We start from the raw sequence: 18,745 nt of genomic DNA, 5'->3' as shown, positions 1-18,745 counted from the left end.
GCGCTCATTTCGACACCGCCTTGGTCCAGGCCGTCTGATCGATTTCGATCAGGGTCGGGCCTTGGCGGTCCGAGGCTGCGCGCAAGGCGCCACGCAGTTGCTCGACGCCGCTGACTGCTTCGGCGGCACAGCCCAGGGCCTTGGCCACCGCGATGAAGTCCGGGGTGTAGATGTCCACGCCGACCGGCTCGATGGCGCGGTTGACCATGTATTTCTTGATCTCTTCGTAGCCCTGGTTATTCCACAGCAGCACGATTACCGGCGTGCGCGCTTCAACGGCGCTGGCCAGTTCCGGCAGGGTGAACTGCAGGCCACCGTCGCCGATCAGGCACACCACCGGCGGACGTGCGCCACCTTCGATACTGCCGCCCAACCAGGCGCCAATCGCGGCCGGCAAGGCGTAACCGAGGGTGCCGTAGCCGGTGGACGAGTTGAACCAGCGACGCGGGCGCTGCGGGTTGAACGTCAGGTTGCCGGTGTACACCGGTTGGGTCGAATCGCCGACGAACACCGCGTTCGGCAATTCGTGCAAAACGGTTTCGAGGAAACGGGTCTGGGCCAGGGTCGGCGCATCCCAGGAGGCCGCCAGTTCTTCGCGCAGGCGGGCGGCACGCACCTGACCCCAATCGTTGCGGCGCTCGGCCAGGGACTTGTGCGACAGCGCGCTCAACAGGGCTTGCGCGGCGTTGCGCGAGTCGGACACAAGGGCCATGTGCGGCGGGTAGTTGCGCACGGTCTGGTCCGGGTCGATGTCGACGCGCAGCAGCTTGCCGGGAATGTCGAAGCCACCGGCGAAGGTAACGTCGTAGTCGGTCTCGGCCAATTCAGTTCCGATCGCCAACACCACGTCGGCCTCGGCGACCAGCGCGCGAGTGGCGACCAGGCTTTGGGTCGAACCGATCAGCAGCGGGTGACCGGATTCCAGCATGCCCTTGGCATTAATGGTCAGGGCGACGGGCGCGTCCAGCAGCTCAGCCAGTTCAGTCAGCTCGGCGGCGGCGTCGATGGCGCCGCCGCCGGCGAGAATCAGCGGACGCTTGGCGCCCGCCAGCAGTTCGGTCATGCGCGACACCGCAGTGGGCGAGGCCCCGGCGCGGTCGATGTTCACCGGGATGCTGGCGAGCAGGTCGTCGGCGTCTTCCACCAGAACATCCAGCGGAATTTCAATGTGCACCGGGCGCGGACGGCCGGCCTGGAACAGCGCAAACGCCCGGGCCAGAACACCTGGCAACTCCGAGGCCGACATCAGGGTGTGGGAGAACGCCGCGACACCGGCGCACAAGGCGCTCTGGTTCGGCAGCTCATGCAGCTTGCCGCGACCGCCGCCCAACTGGTTGCGCGATTGCACACTGGAGATCACCAGCATCGGGATCGAGTCGGCATAGGCCTGGCCCATCGCGGTGGTGATGTTGGTCATGCCGGGGCCGGTGATGATGAAGCACACGCCCGGTTTGCCGCGGGTGCGGGCATAGCCGTCGGCCATGAAACCGGCGCCCTGTTCGTGACGCGGCGTGACGTGGTTGATGCTCGAACGGGCCAGCCCGCGATACAGCTCCACGGTATGAACCCCGGGGATGCCGAACACCTGCTCCACCCCGTAACCTTCGAGTAACTTGACCAGTACTTCGCCACACGTCGCCATGTCATTGCCCTTTTTATTCGATTGAGACGCCGGGCCTGCGCAGTGTTTATGATGGATTCGCAGGTCCAGGGATGGCCTCATTGGAACGGGCGACACATAGCCGCAACAATGGATAAAAAATCATACTAGCCATGTCCTCACGTCATACCTTGGATCCGAATGAAACGACTGCCTCCCCTGCCGGCGCTGTACACATTTTTGATTACCGCGCAGTGCTGCAACTTCACCCGGGCCGCCGAGCAACTGCACATCACTCAGGGCGCAGTGAGCCGGCAGATTGCCGGGCTGGAGGATCACCTGGGTTATGAACTGTTCATCCGCCAGGCCCGAGGCCTCGACCTCACCGCCGAGGGACGGGAATGGCTGCCACGTGTCCGGCAGATTTTCGGCTTGATCGATGAAGCGGTGGAGCAGATCGGCGAGAAGCGCGAAACCCTGCGACTCAAGGCCCCGACCTGCGTCATGCGCTGGCTGTTGCCACGACTGTTGCAGTGGCAGAAAGAACGCCCGGACGTGCCGGTCGAACTGACCACCACGGTCAAGCACGGCGTGGATTTCCATCGCGAGCAATTCGACGCGGCCGTGATGTATGGCGCGCCGCCGGAGGCTTCGCTGGTGTCGCAACGCCTGTTCGAAGAACGACTGACACCGGTGTGCTCCAAGCCATTGCTCGAAGGCCCGGTGCCGTTGCACACGCCGAAGGATCTGGAACAGCACATGCTGCTGCACCCGACCCGGGATGAACGGGACTGGAAGGCCTGGCTGGCCTCGGCGGATGTTCGCTTGAGCAATGTGAGCAAGGGTCAGCATTTCGAAACGCTGGACCTGGCGATGTCGATGGCGTCACAGGGCACCGGTGTAGCAATCGGCGACTGGTCGCTGATTGGCGATGACCTGAGCGCCGGGCGGCTGGTCATGCCTTTCGATCTGATCGTCAAGACAGGCTTGGCGTATTACCTGGTCTCCCCCGAAAAACCCGGACCCTCGGCGAAATTACGCGAGCTGACGGGGTGGTTGGTGGAGCAGGCGCAGAGTCGCTGAAAGCCAGGAGTCCTGGCGTGATACCCCTGTGGGAGTGAGCTTGCTCGCTCCCACAGAGACAGTCAGTTCAATACCCGACGGTAAACCGCTGGCGAATGTGCTTCGGCGCTTCCACTTCATCCAGCATTGCGATGGCAAAGTCAGCGAACGTGATCCAGCTGCGCCCTTCGCTGCTCACCAGCAGATTATCCTTGCCGATGCGGAATTTGCCTGTGCGTTCGCCTTCGACAAACTCTGCCGATGGCGACAAAAAGGTCCAGTCCAGACCCTGTTCCTGACGCAGGTTTTCCAGGAACTCGGCACCCGCTCCGGCTTCTGCCTTGTACTCGGCCGGGAAGCCTTGGCTATCGATCACCCGGGTGCCATCCGGCAACAACAACGACCCGGCACCGCCCACCACCAACAGGCGATTGACCCCGGCCTTTTTCACCGGTCCGATGACGGCACTGGCAGGCAGCGTGGCGAAATGCGCGGCGCTGATCACCAGGTCATGACCCGCCACTGCGGCTTGCAACGCAGCACTGTCGAGGGCATCGACATTCTGGCTGACCACGCCGGTACGCTGGCCGATCTTCGAGGTATCGCGGGCGATGGCGGTGACACTGTGACCACGGCGCAGGGCTTCTTCCAACAGCTGGCTACCGGCACGACCGGTGGCACCGATGATTGCGATTTTGCTCATGACGTTCTCCAGTTGGCTTGAGGTGTATCTGTAGCGATAACGATGCTTTTGTGGCGAGGGAGCTTGTTTCCTCGCCACAGGTCATGCGGTGGACACAAAAACTCATTCACCCCACTTCATTTCGCCCTTGGCGACCTTGGCGCTCAGCTCCAGAGAGCTTTCGTCACCCAGTGTCGGGAAGCGTTTTTTCATCGCGGCGATCAATGCGGCCGCATCCTTGGCCCTGGCGGTTTCCACGTCGAAGGCCTTGATGTAATCGGCGGTGAATTGCACCGCCGCCAGGGAGCGGGCGCTGTCACCGAGGTAATGTCCCGGGATGACGGTTTTCGGTTTCAGGGTTTCGATCGAGTGCAGCGTAGTCAACCAATCGGCATGGGACTGCGGGGTTTGGGTGTCAGCCATCCACAGGTGAATGTTTTCTGCCACGACCACGCCACCGACCACGGCCTTGATCGATGGAATCCACACGAAGCTGCGATCCGGTTGCTTGCCCTCAAGACCGACCACCTGCAGTTTTTGCCCTTCGAGCATCAGGCTGTCGCCCTTCAGCACCTCCGGCACGATGGTTTTAGCCGGTACGTCGGCGCCCATTTTCGGCCCCCAGAACGCCAGTTTGCCGTCGACGGTGTGCTTGATGTGATCAACGGTCGGCCGGGAAGCGAGCACCTTGGCGTTGGGGAATGCAGCCGTCAGGGTGTCGAGGCCGAAGTAATAGTCCGGGTCGCCGTGACTGATGTAGATGGTGGTCAGTTGCTTGCCGCTGGCGCGGATTTTTTCCACCACCTGTTCGGCCTGGGACTTGCCGAATTGGGCGTCCACCAGAATGGCCTCTTTCTCACCGCTGACCAGTACCGATGTCACCGGAAAAATGGCCTTTTCGCCGGGGTTGTAGACATCCAGGGTCAATGTCGACGCAGCGGCGTGAGCGGCGAAACCGAGAGCGGTGGTCGCCAGCAAAACGCGTTTGAGAGTGGTGAAACCGATCATCTGTTGCTCCGTATCCAATGGCTGTGGTGGTCCCTTGCAGGGGCGAGCAAGCTCGCTCCTACAGGGAACAGAGCTTAGTTGCCTGGTTCAGTACAAAAAATGCGATGCTGGAACATAGTTTGTTTCTGAAATCGGGCAAATCATGGATCGTCTACAAGCAATGCGGGTGTTCGTTACGGTGGTCGACCTCGGTAGCCAGTCGGCCGCCGCCGATCATCTGGAGCTTTCCCGGCCGGTGGTTTCCCGGTATCTGGCCGAGCTGGAAGACTGGGTCGGCGCGCGCTTGATGCACCGCACCACTCGCAAGTTGAGCCTGACCGCGGCCGGCAGTGAAATCCTGCCGCGCTGCCGGCAAATGCTCGACTTGTCCAGCGACATGCAAGCCGCCGTCAGCGAACCGGACGAAGCACCGCGCGGCCTGCTGCGGGTCAGCGTCAGTACTTCATTCGGCCAGGCGCAACTGGCCGATGCCATGGCGGCGTACGTCAAGCGCTACCCCGGCGTGAGCATCGACATGCAGATGCTTGATCGCACGGTGAACCTGGTCGATGAGCGCATTGATCTGGCGATTCGCACCAGCAATGACCTGGACCCCAATTTGATCGCCCGCCGACTGACCGTCTGCCGCTCGGTGATCTGCGCCTCTCCTGCTTACCTGCGCGAGCACCCGGCGCCGCAACGGGTCGAGGACTTGAGCCAGCACAATTGCCTGACCCATTCCTACTTCGGCAAAAGCCTGTGGCATTTCGAGCAGGAGGGCGAAGACGTCTCGGTGCCCGTGCAGGGCAACATCAGCGCCAACGAAGCCAGCACACTCATGCGCGCGGCGATGGCCGGTGCCGGAGTGGCGATGCTGCCGACTTATCAGGCGGGCGTGCACATCCACAGCGGCGAGCTGGTCCGCCTATTGCCAAGGGCCGAACCGCGACAGATGAACGTGTACGCGGTGTACGCTTCGCGCAAGCACATGCCGGCGGCATTGCGCAGCCTGCTGGATTTTCTGGTGGTGAGGTTCCCCGAAGAACCGGTGTGGGATATCGGCCTGTAACCTCCGTCCCACAGGGGCCCTCAACGTTCGTGGCATCACTGGCAACTCACTGGCACTGACCTATGCTCAAAGTAATACCGGAAGGTATTCGTTCAGAGGTCAACGCCATGAACATCAGAACAAGAAGATACCTCGCCATTTTCATCACCTGCGCGGTCACGCTCGGGCTCTATGGCGCTGCGGCCTGGCGGGTCGAGCAGTTACGCAACCTGCCCCGTGAATACGCCAGTTGCAACTTCGAACGCTGCATTCCACACAACGCGACCCTCAATGCCCTCCGTTAACAAAGGGGATCAGGCTTCATTGCCCTGATCGGCCTTCAAGCGGTCGCGGAAGGCCTTGGGCGAGATCCCCACCCTGCGTCGGAACAGGCGTGTGAAGTTGGTCGGATCCGAGAACCCCAACACGTCGGACATTTCGTAAATGGTCATGCTGGTGTAGGTCAGCAAGCGCTTGGCCTCCAGCAATTGGCGTTCGTGCATGATCTGCAACGCCGGCTGACCGGCCAGCTCCCGACAGGTACCATTGAGGTGGGACACGGAAATCCCCAGCCGATGGGCCAGATCCTCGACTTTGACATGCTGGCGATAAGTCTCTTCCACCAGTTGGATGAACCCGTTGAGGTACTCCCGCGCCCGTTGCGGCCGCTGCGAGGCTGAACGACGCTGAATCACCTGACGGCTGACCCATACCATGATCACGCTGACCAGCGAATGCATCAGCATTTCCCGCGCCGGTTGGTGCCCCGTGTATTCGGCTTGCAAGGCCGAAAACAAGCTGTTGAGGTACTCGCTGTTTTCACCCGCCGGGTAGCTCTCGGCCTGGGCCAGCGCATTCCCCGAATGCCCCAGTTGCGCCTGCAGGTGGGCGATCAACGGCGCGGCCAGGGTCACGACGAACCCTTCGACATCTTCGGAAAAACGATAGCCATGCACGGATAACGGCGGCAGGACCAGGATCGCCGGCTCGCTCAGTTGCGTATGTTTGCCTTCGATTTCAAGCTCTGCCTGACCTTTGAACACGAAGAGCAACTGGCAAAGATCCGGGTGGCGATGGGGTTTGATTTCCCATTGATGTTCGCGACTGCGTTTGGAAATGGTTTCACAGTGCAGCAAGTCCGGGGTTGGCCAGTTCAGGCTTTCACCGTAGAGCTTGAACACCGGAATCGAAGGCAGGTCAGGCTTGTTCATCACTTCAATCCAGGCCTCGAAATAGATGACGGACGATAATCGCACCGATTGGCAGAATGCACAGATATCGGCTCAGTTTTCACCCTCAATTGACAGACTCGCAAGTGAAAAATGCAAGCACTCGATCCATAAAACTCGCTCAGCGACCCTGGTCGTGTGCTGCTTGGGAGTCATGAAAACAATGAAAACCCTGAAACCCAAGTTGCCATCATTGGCGCCGGTCCTTCCGGTCTGCTGCTCGGTCAATGGCTGCACAACGCCGGCATCGATCCCCTCGTTCTCGAACGTCAGAGCCCGGACTATGTGCTTGGGCGAATCCGCGCCGGGTCCTTGAAAAAGGCATGGTAGAGCTGTTGCGCCAGGCCGGCGTGGGTCAGCGCATGGACGCCGAAGGATGGGTCCACGGTGGCTTCGAACAGGCCCTCGATGGACGCCAGGTGCCTATCGATCTGCACGCCCTGACTGGCGGAAAAAACTGATGATCCAAGGCCAGACCGAGGTCATCCACGACCTGATGGCCGCTCGTCAGGTCGCCGGGTTCGATGGCTTCCATGGCGTGGCGCAGCAGTCGAGGGCTATCGAATAGCCTGCTATCGATTTAAACTGGCGAGCACCCCCCGCTCGCCTTGCCACTGGCGGTTATCACTGCCCGCAGGTTTTCTTCGTGACCAATCTCAAACAGCCTGAAACGCCCAAGCCGGCTATCCGAAGCGTATTGATCGCCCTGATGCTGGCCATTTTCCTCGGCGCCCTGGACCAAACCATCGTCGCCGTGTCGATGCCGGCCATTTCCGCGCAATTCAAGGACGTCAGTCTGCTGGCCTGGGTGATTTCCGGGTACATGGTAGCGATGACGGTCGCCGTGCCGATCTACGGCAAACTCGGCGACTTGTACGGGCGCCGCAAGTTGATGCTGTTCGGCATGGGCCTGTTCACCCTGGCGTCGTTGTTCTGCGGCATGGCCCAGAGCATGGAACAACTGGTGCTGGCGCGGATTTTTCAAGGCGTCGGTGCCGGCGGCATGATCTCGGTCAGCCAGGCGATCATCGGCGACATCGTGCCGCCACGGGAACGCGGTCGTTATCAGGGTTATTTCAGCAGCATGTACGCCGTGGCCAGCGTGGCCGGTCCGGTGCTGGGCGGCTACATGACTGAATACCTGTCCTGGCGCTGGGTGTTCCTGATCAACTTGCCGCTGGGCCTGGGTGCCTGGCTGGTGGCCAATCGCACCCTGGTGGGCTTGCCGATACCGCAACGCAAGCCGGTCATCGATTACCTCGGCACCCTGCTGATGATCATCGGGCTGACGGCGTTGCTGCTGGGCATAACCCTGGTTGGCCAGGGTCATTCATGGCGCAGCGTCGAAGTGCTGGCCCTGCTCGGTTGCGCCGTGTTCGTGCTGGGCTTGTTCGTGACCTGTGAACGACGGGCACAGGAACCGTTGCTGCCCATGCATCTGTTCGCCAATCGCAATGCGGTTCTGTGCTGGTGCACGATTTTCTTCACCAGTTTCCAGGCGATCTCGCTGATCGTGCTGATGCCGCTGCGCTTTCAGAGCGTGACCGGGGCCGGGGCCGACAGCGCAGCCCTGCATCTGCTGCCGCTGGCCATGGGTATGCCGATCGGTGCCTATTTCGCCGGCCGCCGTACGTCTGTGACCGGACGCTACAAACCGATGATCCTGACCGGCGCTGTGCTGATGCCAATCTCGATTCTCGGCATGGCCTTCAGCCCACCCCAGGCGATTGTGCTAAGCAGCCTGTTCATGTTGCTCAGCGGCATCGCCGGGGGTATGCAGTTCCCGACCTCACTGGTGGGCACACAGAACTCAGTGGAACAACGCGACATAGGCGTCGCCACCAGCACCACCAACCTCTTCCGGTCGCTGGGCGGCGCGGTGGGCGTTTCTGTGATGTCGGCGCTGCTGCTGGCGTTGCTGCAGGATTCGAGTTTCGCGCACCTGGCCGGCTCATCGCTGATTGCCGAAGGGCATTCGGGGAATGTGCTGCTGGACGGTTTGAACGCTGCAGCGGGGGATACACAAAACGCTCTGCGGGCCGAACTGCTGCTCACTTTCCGGCATCTATTGATGGTCAGTGCCGGGGTGTCGCTGCTGGGGCTGGCGGCGGCGATTGCCATGCCGAACATGCTGTTGCGGGGGCGGGAAGACAAGGTTCGGTAGATGAACCGAGTCGCCCGCTATCGCGAGCAAGCTCCAGGCGGCGTTCCGACGATGACGTCATGACAGACACAACATCTCTCAAGGGCTGTAATACCCCACAGCCACCAGAAAATGCCCGACTTTCTTCAGGTAGGCATGCTTGTCCTCGACCTTGCCGGTGACCGGATTTTTCCAGCGATAGTCGTATTCGCCGTAATCCTGCCCGGCCATGAGCGCCAGCATTGGCTCGCCCACCGGCTTGCCTTCAGGGTCGCTGATCTTGCTGAAATCGGTGTTGATCAAGCGCAGGTTGGTGCCGTGGGCGACGTAACGCCGGGTATTCAGGTCGACGACAAACACATACAGGTCATCCTGCAAATAACCGCCCTTGAGTGAGTTGATGGCGCTCAGGGTGCCCTTCTCGTCTTTGGCCAGATCGGCCGCGGCTTTGTTCAGCAGTGCCATGGCCTGTTCCGCTGACGCCCGTGGCAGGTAATACCCGACCGCCAGAATCCGCTGGCCGACACGCTGGTAGTAGACGTGCTTGCGTTCGATTTTGCCGTCGGCCCAGTTCTGCCAGCGGTATTCCGCCTGCTGGATGCCATTGCCCTCCGGCACTTTCAGGGCGTCCTTGAAGGTTTTCTGCAAATCCGGCCCGAGGGTTTCCGATACGTCCCGGCCGATCAGCGCCGAGGATGGCCCGCCGCTGGCGAGCATCACGCCCTTGGTATCCAGTACAAAGACATAACGGTCCTTGTCGACAAATTCGCCCTGTCGGCTGAACGCCGCGAAGGCCTTGTCGCCATTTTCGTGGTAATAGGCCAAGGCTTTTTCCAGTAAGGCGATGGCGGCCTGACTGTCAGATTTTTCGGTGTTGGCGGCTTGAACCTGGCCCAGGCACAGCAAAAGCATGCTGCCCAGCAAGGCCAATTTGTGCAGAAACCCCATTGCGCATCCCTCGATCTTGATCGTGTTTCAAGAGCGTAGACGGGTTGGGGCCATGTACGAATATTCAGGATCCGTAGTGAACGGAGTGGGGCGGCTTTGCCACCCGGCGGGAGCAAGCTCCCTCGCCACAAGTGTTCATGCGCAGGTCTATTACTGGCGGGCGCGCAGTTGCTGCTGCAGGTTCTGGATCTGCGCCTGAAGGGTATTGATATTGCGAGTGACCTGGCTGCGGAACGCATCGAATTCGGCAGTGTTGGTCGAGCCTTGGACAGGCGTCGGGCGATTGTCCTGTTCGCTTTTGAGCACCACGATCTCCTGCTCCAATCGCTCGATGGCGGCGCTCGGATTGCCTTGTTTCTTCAATGCGGTGATGTCGGCGCCGAGGCTTTTCAGCTGTGCATCGAATTTTTCCGTGTCTGCCGGAGCACTCTTCAACGCGGCCACGTCGCTGATCAAGACTTTGACCTGAGCCTGCAATTGCGTATTGGCGGTTTGGTGCTCAGTGCTCTGCGCGCTGATTTGCGCCAGGCGCTTATCCAGATCGGTGGTTTGTGCCGTCATCTGCGCCAGGCGCTTGTCGAGATCCGAGGTCTGGCCCGCGACGCCTTGTTGTTGCTGACTCTGATCCTGCAGCTTGCTTTCCAGCTGTTTGATTTGCAGCTTCAGGGCTTCGCTGTCGCTGGTGACGTTGGTCTGACTGGCCACCACCTTGCCGGAAATATCCTGCAGGCGCCCCGCCGCTTCTTCACTGATCCGGGCGAAGCTTTCCTGGGTGGCCACCAATTGCTGCTCCATCAGCGAAATCTGCTGAAAGCTCCACCAGGCCAAGCCCGCGAACGCAAAGAACAAAGCCCCGACCAATGCCCACAACGGCCCGGTGCTCGGGCCTTTGGCCTGCACTACCGGCGCGGGCCGTGAGTGCACGGAAGTACGCGTGGTGACCGGAAAATCATCGTCGTCGAGGCTGTCGGCGCGCAGGCTCGGTACATCGTCGAAGTCATCGTTGGCATCGTTACGCATGGACATTGAGTCAACCTTTGTGAAACGCGGTGATAGCTGGATGCGGCGAGTATAACCTTCACGCCGCACCGATTGACCTTCACCCCTCGGCCCGGTTCAGTGCCGCGCTGCTCAGCGAATATCCTGGGCCTTCCACCAGCCGCAGAACTCATCCAGCGCTGTCCACAGACTGACCTTGGGGTCGTAATCCAGATAATGCCGGGCGCGGCTGATGTCCAGGGTGAAATTTTTGTTCATGACCTGCATGCCCAACCGCGACAGGGTCGGTTCGGGACGCCCCGGCCACAACTTGCACACACCCTCATTGAGCGCTGCGACGGTGTAGGCCAGGCCGTAGGAACGGTAGCGCGTTACTTGTGGGACTTCCATTTTACGCATGACGTAATTAACCACGTCCCACAATGGAATCGGCGTCCCGTTGCTGATGTTGTAGGCCTTGCCCAGGGCGGACCCGCTGGTCAGCAAACTGCTGAGCAACGCTTCGTTGAGGTTCTGCATGCTGGTGAAATCGACCTTGTTCAGGCCGTTGCCGATAATTGCCAGGCGCCCCTTGCGCTGCATGTTCAGCAGGCGCGGGAAAATGCTCATGTCACCAGCACCGGTAACGAAGCGCGGACGCAGGGCCAGGGTCTCGAGGCCGAATTCCTGGGCACCGAAGACTTTTTGCTCGGCCAGGTATTTGGTCGCGGCGTAAGGATGCTTGAAGCGTTTGGGCACCTGTTCTTCGGTCAACCCCAGGTGATCGCGACCATCGAAATAAATCGATGGCGATGACAAATGCACCAGCCGCCGGACCCGCTGTTTCAGGCAGGCTTCGACGATGTTTTCGGTGACCTGGACGTTACCTTGGTGAAAGTCCTGATAACGTCCCCACAAACCGACGGCGCCGGCGCAATGCACCACGGCCTCGACGTCGGAACACAGGTCACGCGTCAGTTCAGGATCACTCAAATCGCCCTGGATGAACTCGGCGCCGCGCCGCACCAGATGCTCCACCCCTTCGGCCCGGCGACCGTTGACCCGCACATCCAGGCCCTGCTCCAGGGCAAAACGCGCAAAGCGTCCGCCGATGAAACCGCTTGCGCCGGTGACCAGAATCTTCATGTATTGCTCCAACAAAATGCAGTTGCGAGCTTCAAGCCTCAAGCCGCAAGTTAAAAACGATGCGCAAGCACTTCACTTGCAGCTTGCAGCTTGCAGCTTGACGCTTATTGCTGCTCCAACGGCACCAACCATTGCTTCGACGCGCGCACCAATTGATCGGTAAGAAGCCCCAGCAATTGACCGCCATTGCGCCAATGATGCCAGTACAGCGGCACGTCGATCGGTTTATCTGGCAAAAGCTCCAGCAACGCACCGCGCTCCAGCTGTTCGCGAACCTGCAATTCGGGCACCAGTCCCCAGCCGAGGCCCGCTTCGGTGAGGCGAATAAACCCTTCAGAGGACGGGCATAAATGGTGTTCGAACCCACCATCGACGCCGAGAGACGCCAGGTATCGATGCTGCAGGAAATCATCCGGGCCAAACACCAGCGCCGGCGTCCGGGCCAACTGATCGGCGCGCACGCCCTGGGGGAAATGCCGGGCAATGAAGGCCGGACTGGCCAACGCGCGGTAGCGCATCGCCCCCAGCAACACACTGCGGGCGCCCGCCACCGGCCGCTCGCTGGCACAGAGGCATGCAGCCACTTCACCTGCACGCATGCGTTTAAGGCCCACGGTCTGGTCTTCGACCACCAGATCCATCAACAGATGTTGTTCCGCGCAAAAATCCCCCACGGCCTGCGCCCACCAGGTGGCCAGGCTGTCGGCATTCAAGGCGATACGCAGGCGTTCGGGCAGGCCTTCTTCGTCCAGCGCCGGCACCAGCGTCTGCAAATCCCGCTCAAGCAAACGCACCTGCTGCACATGGTTGAGCAAACGCCGGCCAATTTCCGTGGGAGTCGGCGGTGTGCCACGGACCAACACCGGTTGGCCGACTCGCGCTTCAAGCAATTTGATGCGTTGAGAAATCGCCGACTGCGACAAACCCAAGACCTGGGCGGCACGCTCGAACCCGGCCTGTTCGACCACAGCGGCGAGGGCAGACAGCAATTTATAGTCGAACATCAGTTTTCCTAATGAGCGATCAGCAATATTGGTTTTTCTTATACAGCCTGACACGGGAGAATGGCCAGCAAGAATGCTTGAACAAGGAACCCCCACATGGCTGGCGAAACTTCATTGGCAACACTGCTGCGCAGCATGAGCCCACAACTCAATGCCGGCGAGTACGTGTTCTGCACCTTGCATGACGGCCAATGGCCGGCGGGCCTGGAGATCATCGGCAGCTTCCGCGAGCAGGAAGGTTTGACCGTGATTCTCGAGCGTTCCCGCGCCGAACAGGCGGGCTTCAGTTTCGACTACGTCGCGGCCTGGATCACCCTGAACGTGCACTCGGCCCTCGAAGCTGTCGGTCTGACCGCCGCGTTCGCCACGGCACTGAGCCAGGCCGGCATCAGTTGCAACGTGATCGCCGGCTATTACCACGACCATTTGTTTGTCGGCCAGGCCGATGCCGAACGCGCCATGCACGTGCTGCGCGATCTGGCAGCCAACGCGGAGTAATCATTATGTGGCAAAGCTATGTGAACGGCCTGCTGGTGGCCTTCGGACTGATCATGGCGATCGGTACCCAGAATGCGTTTGTACTGGCCCAGAGCCTGCGTCGTGAACACCACCTCCCGGTGGCGGCGTTTTGCGTGGCCTGCGATGCACTATTGGTGGCCGCCGGGGTTTTCGGCCTGGCGACGGTCCTGGCGCAAAACCCGACCTTGCTGGCCATCGCCCGTTGGGGCGGTGCCGCGTTTCTGTTGTGGTACGGCACCCAGGCGTTGCGCCGGGCCTGCTCCAAACAAAGCCTGCAACAGGGCGAAAACCAGACTGTGCGCTCACTGCGGGCGGTCATGCTCAGCGCGCTGGCAGTGACCCTGCTCAACCCGCATGTCTATCTGGATACCGTGTTGCTGATCGGCTCCCTCGGCGCCCAGCAGACAGAGCCCGGCGCCTATGTGGTGGGGGCGGCCAGTGCTTCGTTGCTGTGGTTTTTCACCCTGGCGCTTGGCGCGGCATGGCTGGCGCCCTGGCTGGCTCGCCCCAGTACCTGGCGCATCCTCGACCTGTTGGTGGCCGTGATGATGTTTGCGGTAGCGTTGCAATTGATCACCGCCGGCTGATTTATTCCAAAAGGCTCTGGAACCTCTATTCCACACAGTTGTTGCGTGGTTATGCCGTCCCCCCGGTGCTATGATCCGACGCCTGCGCCGCAAAGAGTACAAACTCCCCCGGCGCTAGTCTGGCCGCCCGTGATCGGCCTTGCGCTCACCGCAACTGACCTGATTAGGAGATCCACCATGGCTTTCGAATTGCCGCCACTGCCTTACGCACACGATGCACTGCAGCCGCACATTTCCAAGGAAACGCTGGAATATCACCACGACAAGCACCACAACACCTACGTCGTGAACCTGAACAACCTGGTGCCAGGCACCGAGTTCGAAGGCAAGACCCTGGAAGAAATCGTCAAGTCTTCCTCGGGCGGTATCTTCAACAACGCCGCTCAGGTCTGGAACCACACTTTCTACTGGAACTGCCTGGCGCCAAACGCTGGCGGTCAACCTACCGGCGCGCTGGCTGAAGCCATCAACGCTGCTTTCGGTTCGTTCGACAAGTTCAAGGAAGAATTCAGCAAGACGTCCATCGGCACCTTCGGTTCCGGTTGGGGCTGGCTGGTGAAAAAGGCTGACGGTTCCCTGGCCCTGGCCAGCACCATCGGCGCCGGCAACCCGCTGACCAACGGCGACACCCCGCTGCTGACCTGCGACGTCTGGGAGCACGCTTACTACATCGACTACCGTAACCTGCGTCCGAAGTACGTCGAGGCGTTCTGGAACCTGGTCAACTGGAAGTTCGTAGCCGAGCAGTTCGAAGGCAAAACCTTCACCGCGTAAGCTCGATACCCGTCAAAAAGACCCGGCTTTCCAGCCGGGTTTTTTTTGCGTGAGTGGTTGAGTCGGTCAGTAATCGTCAGCTGGCAGGCCGCTTTCGCGGGCAAACCTGACGCCTGCAGACGAATCGCGCAATCCAAAAAGAACCAGCCCCTGTTCCCACGACAAAACCATTTTTCAAGCCCTTGCCCCAACGCTACAGCCGTCTAACATCAACCAGTAGGAAAATATCTCCACATCCCCTCAAGTTGAAGGACTCGACAACCGACACAGTACTAATCGGACAATTAATCCAGTCAACAACCTATTGGCCAAACTGCAGGAAAAAGCCCCTACAGATGATTGTCCCTTTGACTGCGATCACGGGATTGCCAATACTCATGGCAACTTGATGCTACCCGCACGGAACAAGGAATAGCCCTTTGAAGCTGGAACTCAAGAACAGCTTGTCGGTGAAGTTGCTCCGGGTCGTGCTCCTGTCGGCATTGGTCGTCGGCGTAGTCTTGAGCTGCGCACAGATCGTTTTCGATGCCTATAAAACACGCCAGGCCGTCGCCAATGATGCCGAACGCATCCTCGATATGTTCCGCGACCCTTCGACCCAGGCCGTCTACAGCCTGGACCGGGAAATGGGCATGCAGGTGATCGAAGGCCTGTTTCAGGACGACGCTGTGCGACAAGCCTCCATTGGCCATCCCAATGAAGCCATGCTCGCGCAAAAATCCCGTGAGTTGCAGCATTCCAAAAGTCGTTGGCTGACTGATCTGATCCTGGGCAAGGAACGCACCTTCACCACCCAACTGGTGGGTCGCGGCCCTTACAGCGAGTATTACGGCGACCTGAGCATCACCCTCGACACCGCCACCTATGGGCAAGGCTTTATCGTCAGTTCGGTGATCATTTTCATTTCGGGTGTGTTGCGGGCCCTGGCGATGGGATTGGTGCTCTACCTGGTTTATCACTGGCTGCTGACCAAACCCCTGTCGCGGATTATCGAGCACCTGACCGAAATCAATCCCGACCGTCCCAGCGAACACAAGATTCCTCAGCTCAAGGGCCACGAGAAAAACGAGCTGGGTATCTGGATCAACACCGCCAACCAGTTGCTGGAGTCCATTGAGCGCAACACCCATCTGCGCCACGAAGCGGAAAACAGCCTGCTGCGCATGGCTCAATATGATTTCCTCACTGGCCTGCCGAATCGCCAGCAATTGCAAACGCAGCTGGACAAGATCCTCGTCGACGCCGGCAAATTGCAGCGCCGGGTCGCCGTGCTTTGCGTCGGCCTTGATGACTTCAAGGGTATCAACGAACAGTTCAGCTACCAGACCGGCGACCAGTTGCTGCTGGCCCTGGCTGATCGACTGCGCGGGCACAGCGGTCGCCTCGGCGCCCTGGCTCGTCTGGGTGGCGACCAGTTCGCCCTGGTTCAGGCCGATATCGAACAACCCTACGAAGCCGCTGAACTGGCGCAAAGCATCCTCGATGACCTGGAAGCGACGTTTGCCCTCGATCATCAGGAAATTCGCCTGCGGGCCACTATCGGCATCACCCTGTTCCCGGAGGACGGAGACAGTACCGAGAAGCTGCTGCAAAAAGCCGAGCAGACCATGACCCTGGCCAAGACTCGATCGCGTAACCGCTATCAGTTCTATATCGCCAGCGTCGACACCGAAATGCGTCGCCGTCGCGAACTGGAGAAAGACTTGCGCGACGCCTTGGTCCGCAACCAGTTCTACCTCGTCTATCAACCGCAAATCAGCTACCGCGATCATCGCGTGGTGGGCGTCGAGGCGTTGATCCGCTGGCAACATCCCGAGCACGGACTGGTTCCGCCAGACTTGTTCATCCCACTGGCCGAGCAGAACGGCACCATCATCGCCATCGGCGAGTGGGTGCTGGATCAGGCCTGCAAGCAACTGCGCGACTGGCATGACCAGGGCTTCAGCGACTTGCGCATGGCGGTGAACCTGTCCACGGTGCAATTGCACCACGCCGAGCTGCCGCGGGTGGTCAACAACCTGCTGCAGATGTACCGCCTGCCACCGCGCAGTCTGGAACTGGAAGTCACCGAAACCGGCCTGATGGAAGACATCAGCACCGCCGCCCAGCACCTGCTCAGCCTGCGTCGTTCCGGCGCGCTGATTGCCATCGATGACTTCGGAACCGGTTATTCATCGCTGAGCTACCTGAAAAGCCTGCCTCTGGACAAGATCAAGATCGACAAGAGCTTCGTTCAGGACCTGCTCGATGACGACGACGATGCAACCATCGTTCGCGCCATCATCCAATTGGGCAAGAGCCTGGGCATGCAGGTGATCGCCGAAGGCGTGGAAACTGCCGAACAGGAAACGTACATCATCTCCGAAGGCTGCCACGAAGGTCAGGGCTACTTCTACAGCAAGCCACTGCCGGCGCGCGAGTTGGGGGCTTACTTGAAGCAAGCCCAGCGCAGCAACGCCGCTATTTTGTAATCGGGTATCCGTCTTGCCTCGCTCCTGCAGGGTGGATTGCGCCCTTGTGCGAATAAGAAATATTTTCAAGAACAGTCTTTACACATAATGCGAAAGATTTGCATTATGTCGCAGTTTTGCGCGCCCGCCGCGCCATACCACCTCCCTTTCGAAGCAGGATGTTCGCCATGATTCGTATGCCTCTGGCTACCGCCAGTCTGTTGGCCATCGCAATTTCCCTCGCCGGTTGCGGTGAGGGCAAAGACAAGGAAAAGACGGCCGCCCCTGCGCCGGCCGCCAGCACTGCCGCTGCCCCGACTGCTGCCGGCAAAGTCGATGAAGCCGCCGCCAAAGCCGTTGTCGCGCACTACGCCGACATGGTTTTCGCTGTTTACAGCGATGCCGAATCCACCGCGAAAACCCTGCAAACCGCCATCGACGCCTTCCTCGCCAAGCCGAACGCCGACACCCTGAAAGCGGCCAAGGCCGCCTGGGTCGCTGCCCGCGTTCCTTATCTGCAGAGCGAAGTGTTCCGCTTCGGCAATACCATCATCGACGACTGGGAAGGTCAGGTGAACGCCTGGCCACTGGACGAAGGCCTGATCGACTACGTCGACAAATCCTACGAGCACGCACTGGGTAACCCTGGCGCCACCGCCAACATCATCGCCAACACTGAAGTTCAGATCGGTGAAGACAAGGTCGACGTGAAAGACATCACCCCGGAAAAACTCGCCAGCCTGAACGAGCTGGGCGGTTCCGAGGCAAACGTCGCCACGGGCTACCACGCTATCGAATTCCTGCTCTGGGGCCAGGATCTGAACGGCACCGGCCCTGGCGCCGGCAATCGTCCTGCCTCGGACTACCTGGAAGGTGCCGGCGCCACTGGCGGCCACAACGATCGTCGTCGCGCTTACCTGAAAGCCGTGACCCAACTGCTGGTCAGCGACCTGGAAGAAATGGTCGGTAACTGGAAGCCGAACGTGGCCGACAACTACCGCGCCACCCTGGAAGCGGAACCGGCTGAAACCGGCCTGCGCAAAATGCTGTTCGGCATGGGCAGCCTGTCCCTGGGCGAACTGGCGGGCGAGCGCATGAAGGTTTCCCTGGAAGCCAACTCCCCTGAAGACGAGCAGGACTGCTTCAGTGACAACACCCACAACTCGCACTTCTACGATGCCAAAGGTATTCGTAACGTGTACCTGGGCGAGTACACCCGCGCCGACGGCAGCAAAATGACCGGTGCCAGCCTGTCGTCCCTGGTGGCCAAGGCCGACCCGGCCGCCGACGCCGCGCTGAAAGCCGACCTGGCCGCGACCGAAGCCAAGATCCAGATCATGGTTGATCACGCCAACAAGGGCGAGCACTACGACCAGTTGATCGCTGCCGGCAACACTGCAGGCAACCAGATCGTCCGTGACGCCATTGCATCCCTGGTCAAACAGACCGGTTCGATCGAGACCGCCGCCGGCAAACTGGGTATCAACGACCTGAACCCGGACAACGCTGATCACGAGTTCTGATCAACGCTGCCTGATAAGAAGGCGACCTTCGGGTCGCCTTTTTTTGCCTGATTTTTCAGTGATGC

General features: G+C 60.2%; 17 protein-coding genes and 1 pseudogene. 10 read left to right on the top strand and 8 right to left on the bottom strand.

Features of this window, described 5'->3' with window-relative positions:
• Positions 1-4: 4 nt before the first annotated feature.
• Positions 5-1,642, bottom strand: a complete 1,638-nt coding sequence (locus ACX3YD_RS05055; RefSeq protein ID WP_458959388.1) for a 5-guanidino-2-oxopentanoate decarboxylase — start codon at positions 1,640-1,642, stop codon at positions 5-7.
• A 159-nt stretch (positions 1,643-1,801) separates the two neighbouring features.
• Here ACX3YD_RS05055 and ACX3YD_RS05050 point away from each other — a divergent pair, with 159 nt between their 5' ends.
• The gene (locus ACX3YD_RS05050) at positions 1,802-2,683 is read left to right on the top strand and encodes a LysR substrate-binding domain-containing protein (RefSeq protein ID WP_047532602.1); all 882 of its coding nucleotides are present in this window, start codon (positions 1,802-1,804) and stop codon (positions 2,681-2,683) included.
• 67 nt (positions 2,684-2,750) lie between these two features.
• On the opposite strand, the gene ACX3YD_RS05045 is transcribed toward ACX3YD_RS05050, so the two are convergent.
• The gene (locus ACX3YD_RS05045) at positions 2,751-3,365 is read right to left on the bottom strand and encodes an NAD(P)-dependent oxidoreductase (protein WP_458959387.1); all 615 of its coding nucleotides are present in this window, start codon (positions 3,363-3,365) and stop codon (positions 2,751-2,753) included.
• A 102-nt stretch (positions 3,366-3,467) separates the two neighbouring features.
• Positions 3,468-4,352, bottom strand: coding sequence for an MBL fold metallo-hydrolase (locus ACX3YD_RS05040; RefSeq protein ID WP_458959386.1), 885 nt, complete (start codon positions 4,350-4,352; stop codon positions 3,468-3,470).
• Between the two features lie 142 nt (positions 4,353-4,494).
• Between ACX3YD_RS05040 and ACX3YD_RS05035 the strand changes: the two genes are divergently transcribed.
• A complete protein-coding gene (locus ACX3YD_RS05035; protein WP_208604205.1) occupies positions 4,495-5,400 on the top strand; it encodes a LysR family transcriptional regulator in 906 nt (301 codons plus the stop codon).
• 62 nt (positions 5,401-5,462) lie between these two features.
• Positions 5,463-5,684, top strand: coding sequence for a hypothetical protein (locus ACX3YD_RS05030; RefSeq protein ID WP_103403927.1), 222 nt, complete (start codon positions 5,463-5,465; stop codon positions 5,682-5,684).
• Between the two features lie 9 nt (positions 5,685-5,693).
• On the opposite strand, the gene ACX3YD_RS05025 is transcribed toward ACX3YD_RS05030, so the two are convergent.
• On the bottom strand, positions 5,694-6,590 hold the full coding sequence (locus ACX3YD_RS05025; RefSeq protein ID WP_458959385.1) for a helix-turn-helix domain-containing protein: 897 nt from the start codon (positions 6,588-6,590) through the stop codon (positions 5,694-5,696).
• 159 nt (positions 6,591-6,749) lie between these two features.
• Between ACX3YD_RS05025 and ACX3YD_RS05020 the strand changes: the two are divergent.
• Both ACX3YD_RS05020 and ACX3YD_RS05015 read left to right on the top strand, forming a co-directional pair.
• Positions 6,750-7,116: pseudogene (locus ACX3YD_RS05020) on the top strand (FAD-dependent monooxygenase); the annotation flags it as partial.
• A gap of 138 nt (positions 7,117-7,254) precedes the next feature.
• Positions 7,255-8,772, top strand: a complete 1,518-nt coding sequence (locus ACX3YD_RS05015) for an MDR family MFS transporter (protein WP_458959384.1) — start codon at positions 7,255-7,257, stop codon at positions 8,770-8,772.
• A gap of 78 nt (positions 8,773-8,850) precedes the next feature.
• Here ACX3YD_RS05015 and ACX3YD_RS05010 read toward each other — a convergent pair whose 3' ends face one another.
• The 4 genes from ACX3YD_RS05010 to ACX3YD_RS04995 form a co-directional block, all read right to left on the bottom strand.
• Complete coding sequence (locus ACX3YD_RS05010) at positions 8,851-9,699, bottom strand: cache domain-containing protein (protein WP_103403924.1); 849 nt, start codon at positions 9,697-9,699, stop codon at positions 8,851-8,853.
• A gap of 150 nt (positions 9,700-9,849) precedes the next feature.
• Positions 9,850-10,725, bottom strand: coding sequence for an ATPase (locus ACX3YD_RS05005; protein WP_458959383.1), 876 nt, complete (start codon positions 10,723-10,725; stop codon positions 9,850-9,852).
• A gap of 105 nt (positions 10,726-10,830) precedes the next feature.
• Positions 10,831-11,823, bottom strand: a complete 993-nt coding sequence (locus ACX3YD_RS05000) for an NAD-dependent epimerase/dehydratase family protein (RefSeq protein WP_103403922.1) — start codon at positions 11,821-11,823, stop codon at positions 10,831-10,833.
• Positions 11,824-11,927: 104 nt separating this feature from the next.
• Positions 11,928-12,827, bottom strand: a complete 900-nt coding sequence (locus ACX3YD_RS04995) for a LysR family transcriptional regulator ArgP (protein ID WP_090464737.1) — start codon at positions 12,825-12,827, stop codon at positions 11,928-11,930.
• A 96-nt stretch (positions 12,828-12,923) separates the two neighbouring features.
• On the opposite strand from ACX3YD_RS04995, the gene ACX3YD_RS04990 reads away from it, so the two are divergent.
• The 5 genes from ACX3YD_RS04990 (at position 12,924) to ACX3YD_RS04970 (ending at position 18,680) form a co-directional block, all read left to right on the top strand.
• Complete coding sequence (locus ACX3YD_RS04990; RefSeq protein ID WP_458959382.1) at positions 12,924-13,325, top strand: ACT domain-containing protein; 402 nt, start codon at positions 12,924-12,926, stop codon at positions 13,323-13,325.
• Between the two features lie 5 nt (positions 13,326-13,330).
• Complete coding sequence (locus ACX3YD_RS04985) at positions 13,331-13,933, top strand: LysE/ArgO family amino acid transporter (RefSeq protein ID WP_047532624.1); 603 nt, start codon at positions 13,331-13,333, stop codon at positions 13,931-13,933.
• Between the two features lie 177 nt (positions 13,934-14,110).
• Positions 14,111-14,707 (top strand): superoxide dismutase, encoded by a 597-nt coding sequence (locus tag ACX3YD_RS04980; protein ID WP_008156084.1) that lies wholly within the window; start codon positions 14,111-14,113, stop codon positions 14,705-14,707.
• 419 nt (positions 14,708-15,126) lie between these two features.
• Complete coding sequence (locus ACX3YD_RS04975; protein WP_103403919.1) at positions 15,127-17,178, top strand: putative bifunctional diguanylate cyclase/phosphodiesterase; 2,052 nt, start codon at positions 15,127-15,129, stop codon at positions 17,176-17,178.
• A gap of 167 nt (positions 17,179-17,345) precedes the next feature.
• A complete protein-coding gene (locus ACX3YD_RS04970; protein ID WP_458959381.1) occupies positions 17,346-18,680 on the top strand; it encodes an imelysin family protein in 1,335 nt (444 codons plus the stop codon).
• Positions 18,681-18,745 lie beyond the last annotated feature (65 nt).

The sequence above is a fragment of the Pseudomonas fluorescens group sp. PF-1 genome (assembly GCF_054481335.1).
This window is presented reverse-complemented; position numbering and strand designations above follow the sequence as displayed.

Excerpts from the sequence above, each read along its gene's own strand:
- ACX3YD_RS05005 (WP_458959383.1), bottom strand. The coding sequence starts at position 10,725 with ATGTCCATGCGTAACGATGCCAACGATGACTTCGACGATGTACCGAGC.
- ACX3YD_RS05030 (WP_103403927.1), top strand. The coding sequence starts at position 5,463 with ATGCTCAAAGTAATACCGGAAGGTATTCGTTCAGAGGTCAACGCCATG.
- ACX3YD_RS04980 (WP_008156084.1), top strand. The coding sequence starts at position 14,111 with ATGGCTTTCGAATTGCCGCCACTGCCTTACGCACACGATGCACTGCAG.
- ACX3YD_RS05025 (WP_458959385.1), bottom strand. The coding sequence starts at position 6,590 with ATGAACAAGCCTGACCTGCCTTCGATTCCGGTGTTCAAGCTCTACGGT.
- ACX3YD_RS04970 (WP_458959381.1), top strand. The coding sequence starts at position 17,346 with ATGATTCGTATGCCTCTGGCTACCGCCAGTCTGTTGGCCATCGCAATT.
- ACX3YD_RS05045 (WP_458959387.1), bottom strand. The coding sequence starts at position 3,365 with ATGAGCAAAATCGCAATCATCGGTGCCACCGGTCGTGCCGGTAGCCAG.
- ACX3YD_RS04985 (WP_047532624.1), top strand. The coding sequence starts at position 13,331 with ATGTGGCAAAGCTATGTGAACGGCCTGCTGGTGGCCTTCGGACTGATC.
- ACX3YD_RS05000 (WP_103403922.1), bottom strand. The coding sequence starts at position 11,823 with ATGAAGATTCTGGTCACCGGCGCAAGCGGTTTCATCGGCGGACGCTTT.
- ACX3YD_RS05010 (WP_103403924.1), bottom strand. The coding sequence starts at position 9,699 with ATGGGGTTTCTGCACAAATTGGCCTTGCTGGGCAGCATGCTTTTGCTG.
- ACX3YD_RS05035 (WP_208604205.1), top strand. The coding sequence starts at position 4,495 with ATGGATCGTCTACAAGCAATGCGGGTGTTCGTTACGGTGGTCGACCTC.
- ACX3YD_RS04995 (WP_090464737.1), bottom strand. The coding sequence starts at position 12,827 with ATGTTCGACTATAAATTGCTGTCTGCCCTCGCCGCTGTGGTCGAACAG.
- ACX3YD_RS05040 (WP_458959386.1), bottom strand. The coding sequence starts at position 4,352 with ATGATCGGTTTCACCACTCTCAAACGCGTTTTGCTGGCGACCACCGCT.
- ACX3YD_RS04990 (WP_458959382.1), top strand. The coding sequence starts at position 12,924 with ATGGCTGGCGAAACTTCATTGGCAACACTGCTGCGCAGCATGAGCCCA.
- ACX3YD_RS05055 (WP_458959388.1), bottom strand. The coding sequence starts at position 1,642 with ATGGCGACGTGTGGCGAAGTACTGGTCAAGTTACTCGAAGGTTACGGG.
- ACX3YD_RS05050 (WP_047532602.1), top strand. The coding sequence starts at position 1,802 with ATGAAACGACTGCCTCCCCTGCCGGCGCTGTACACATTTTTGATTACC.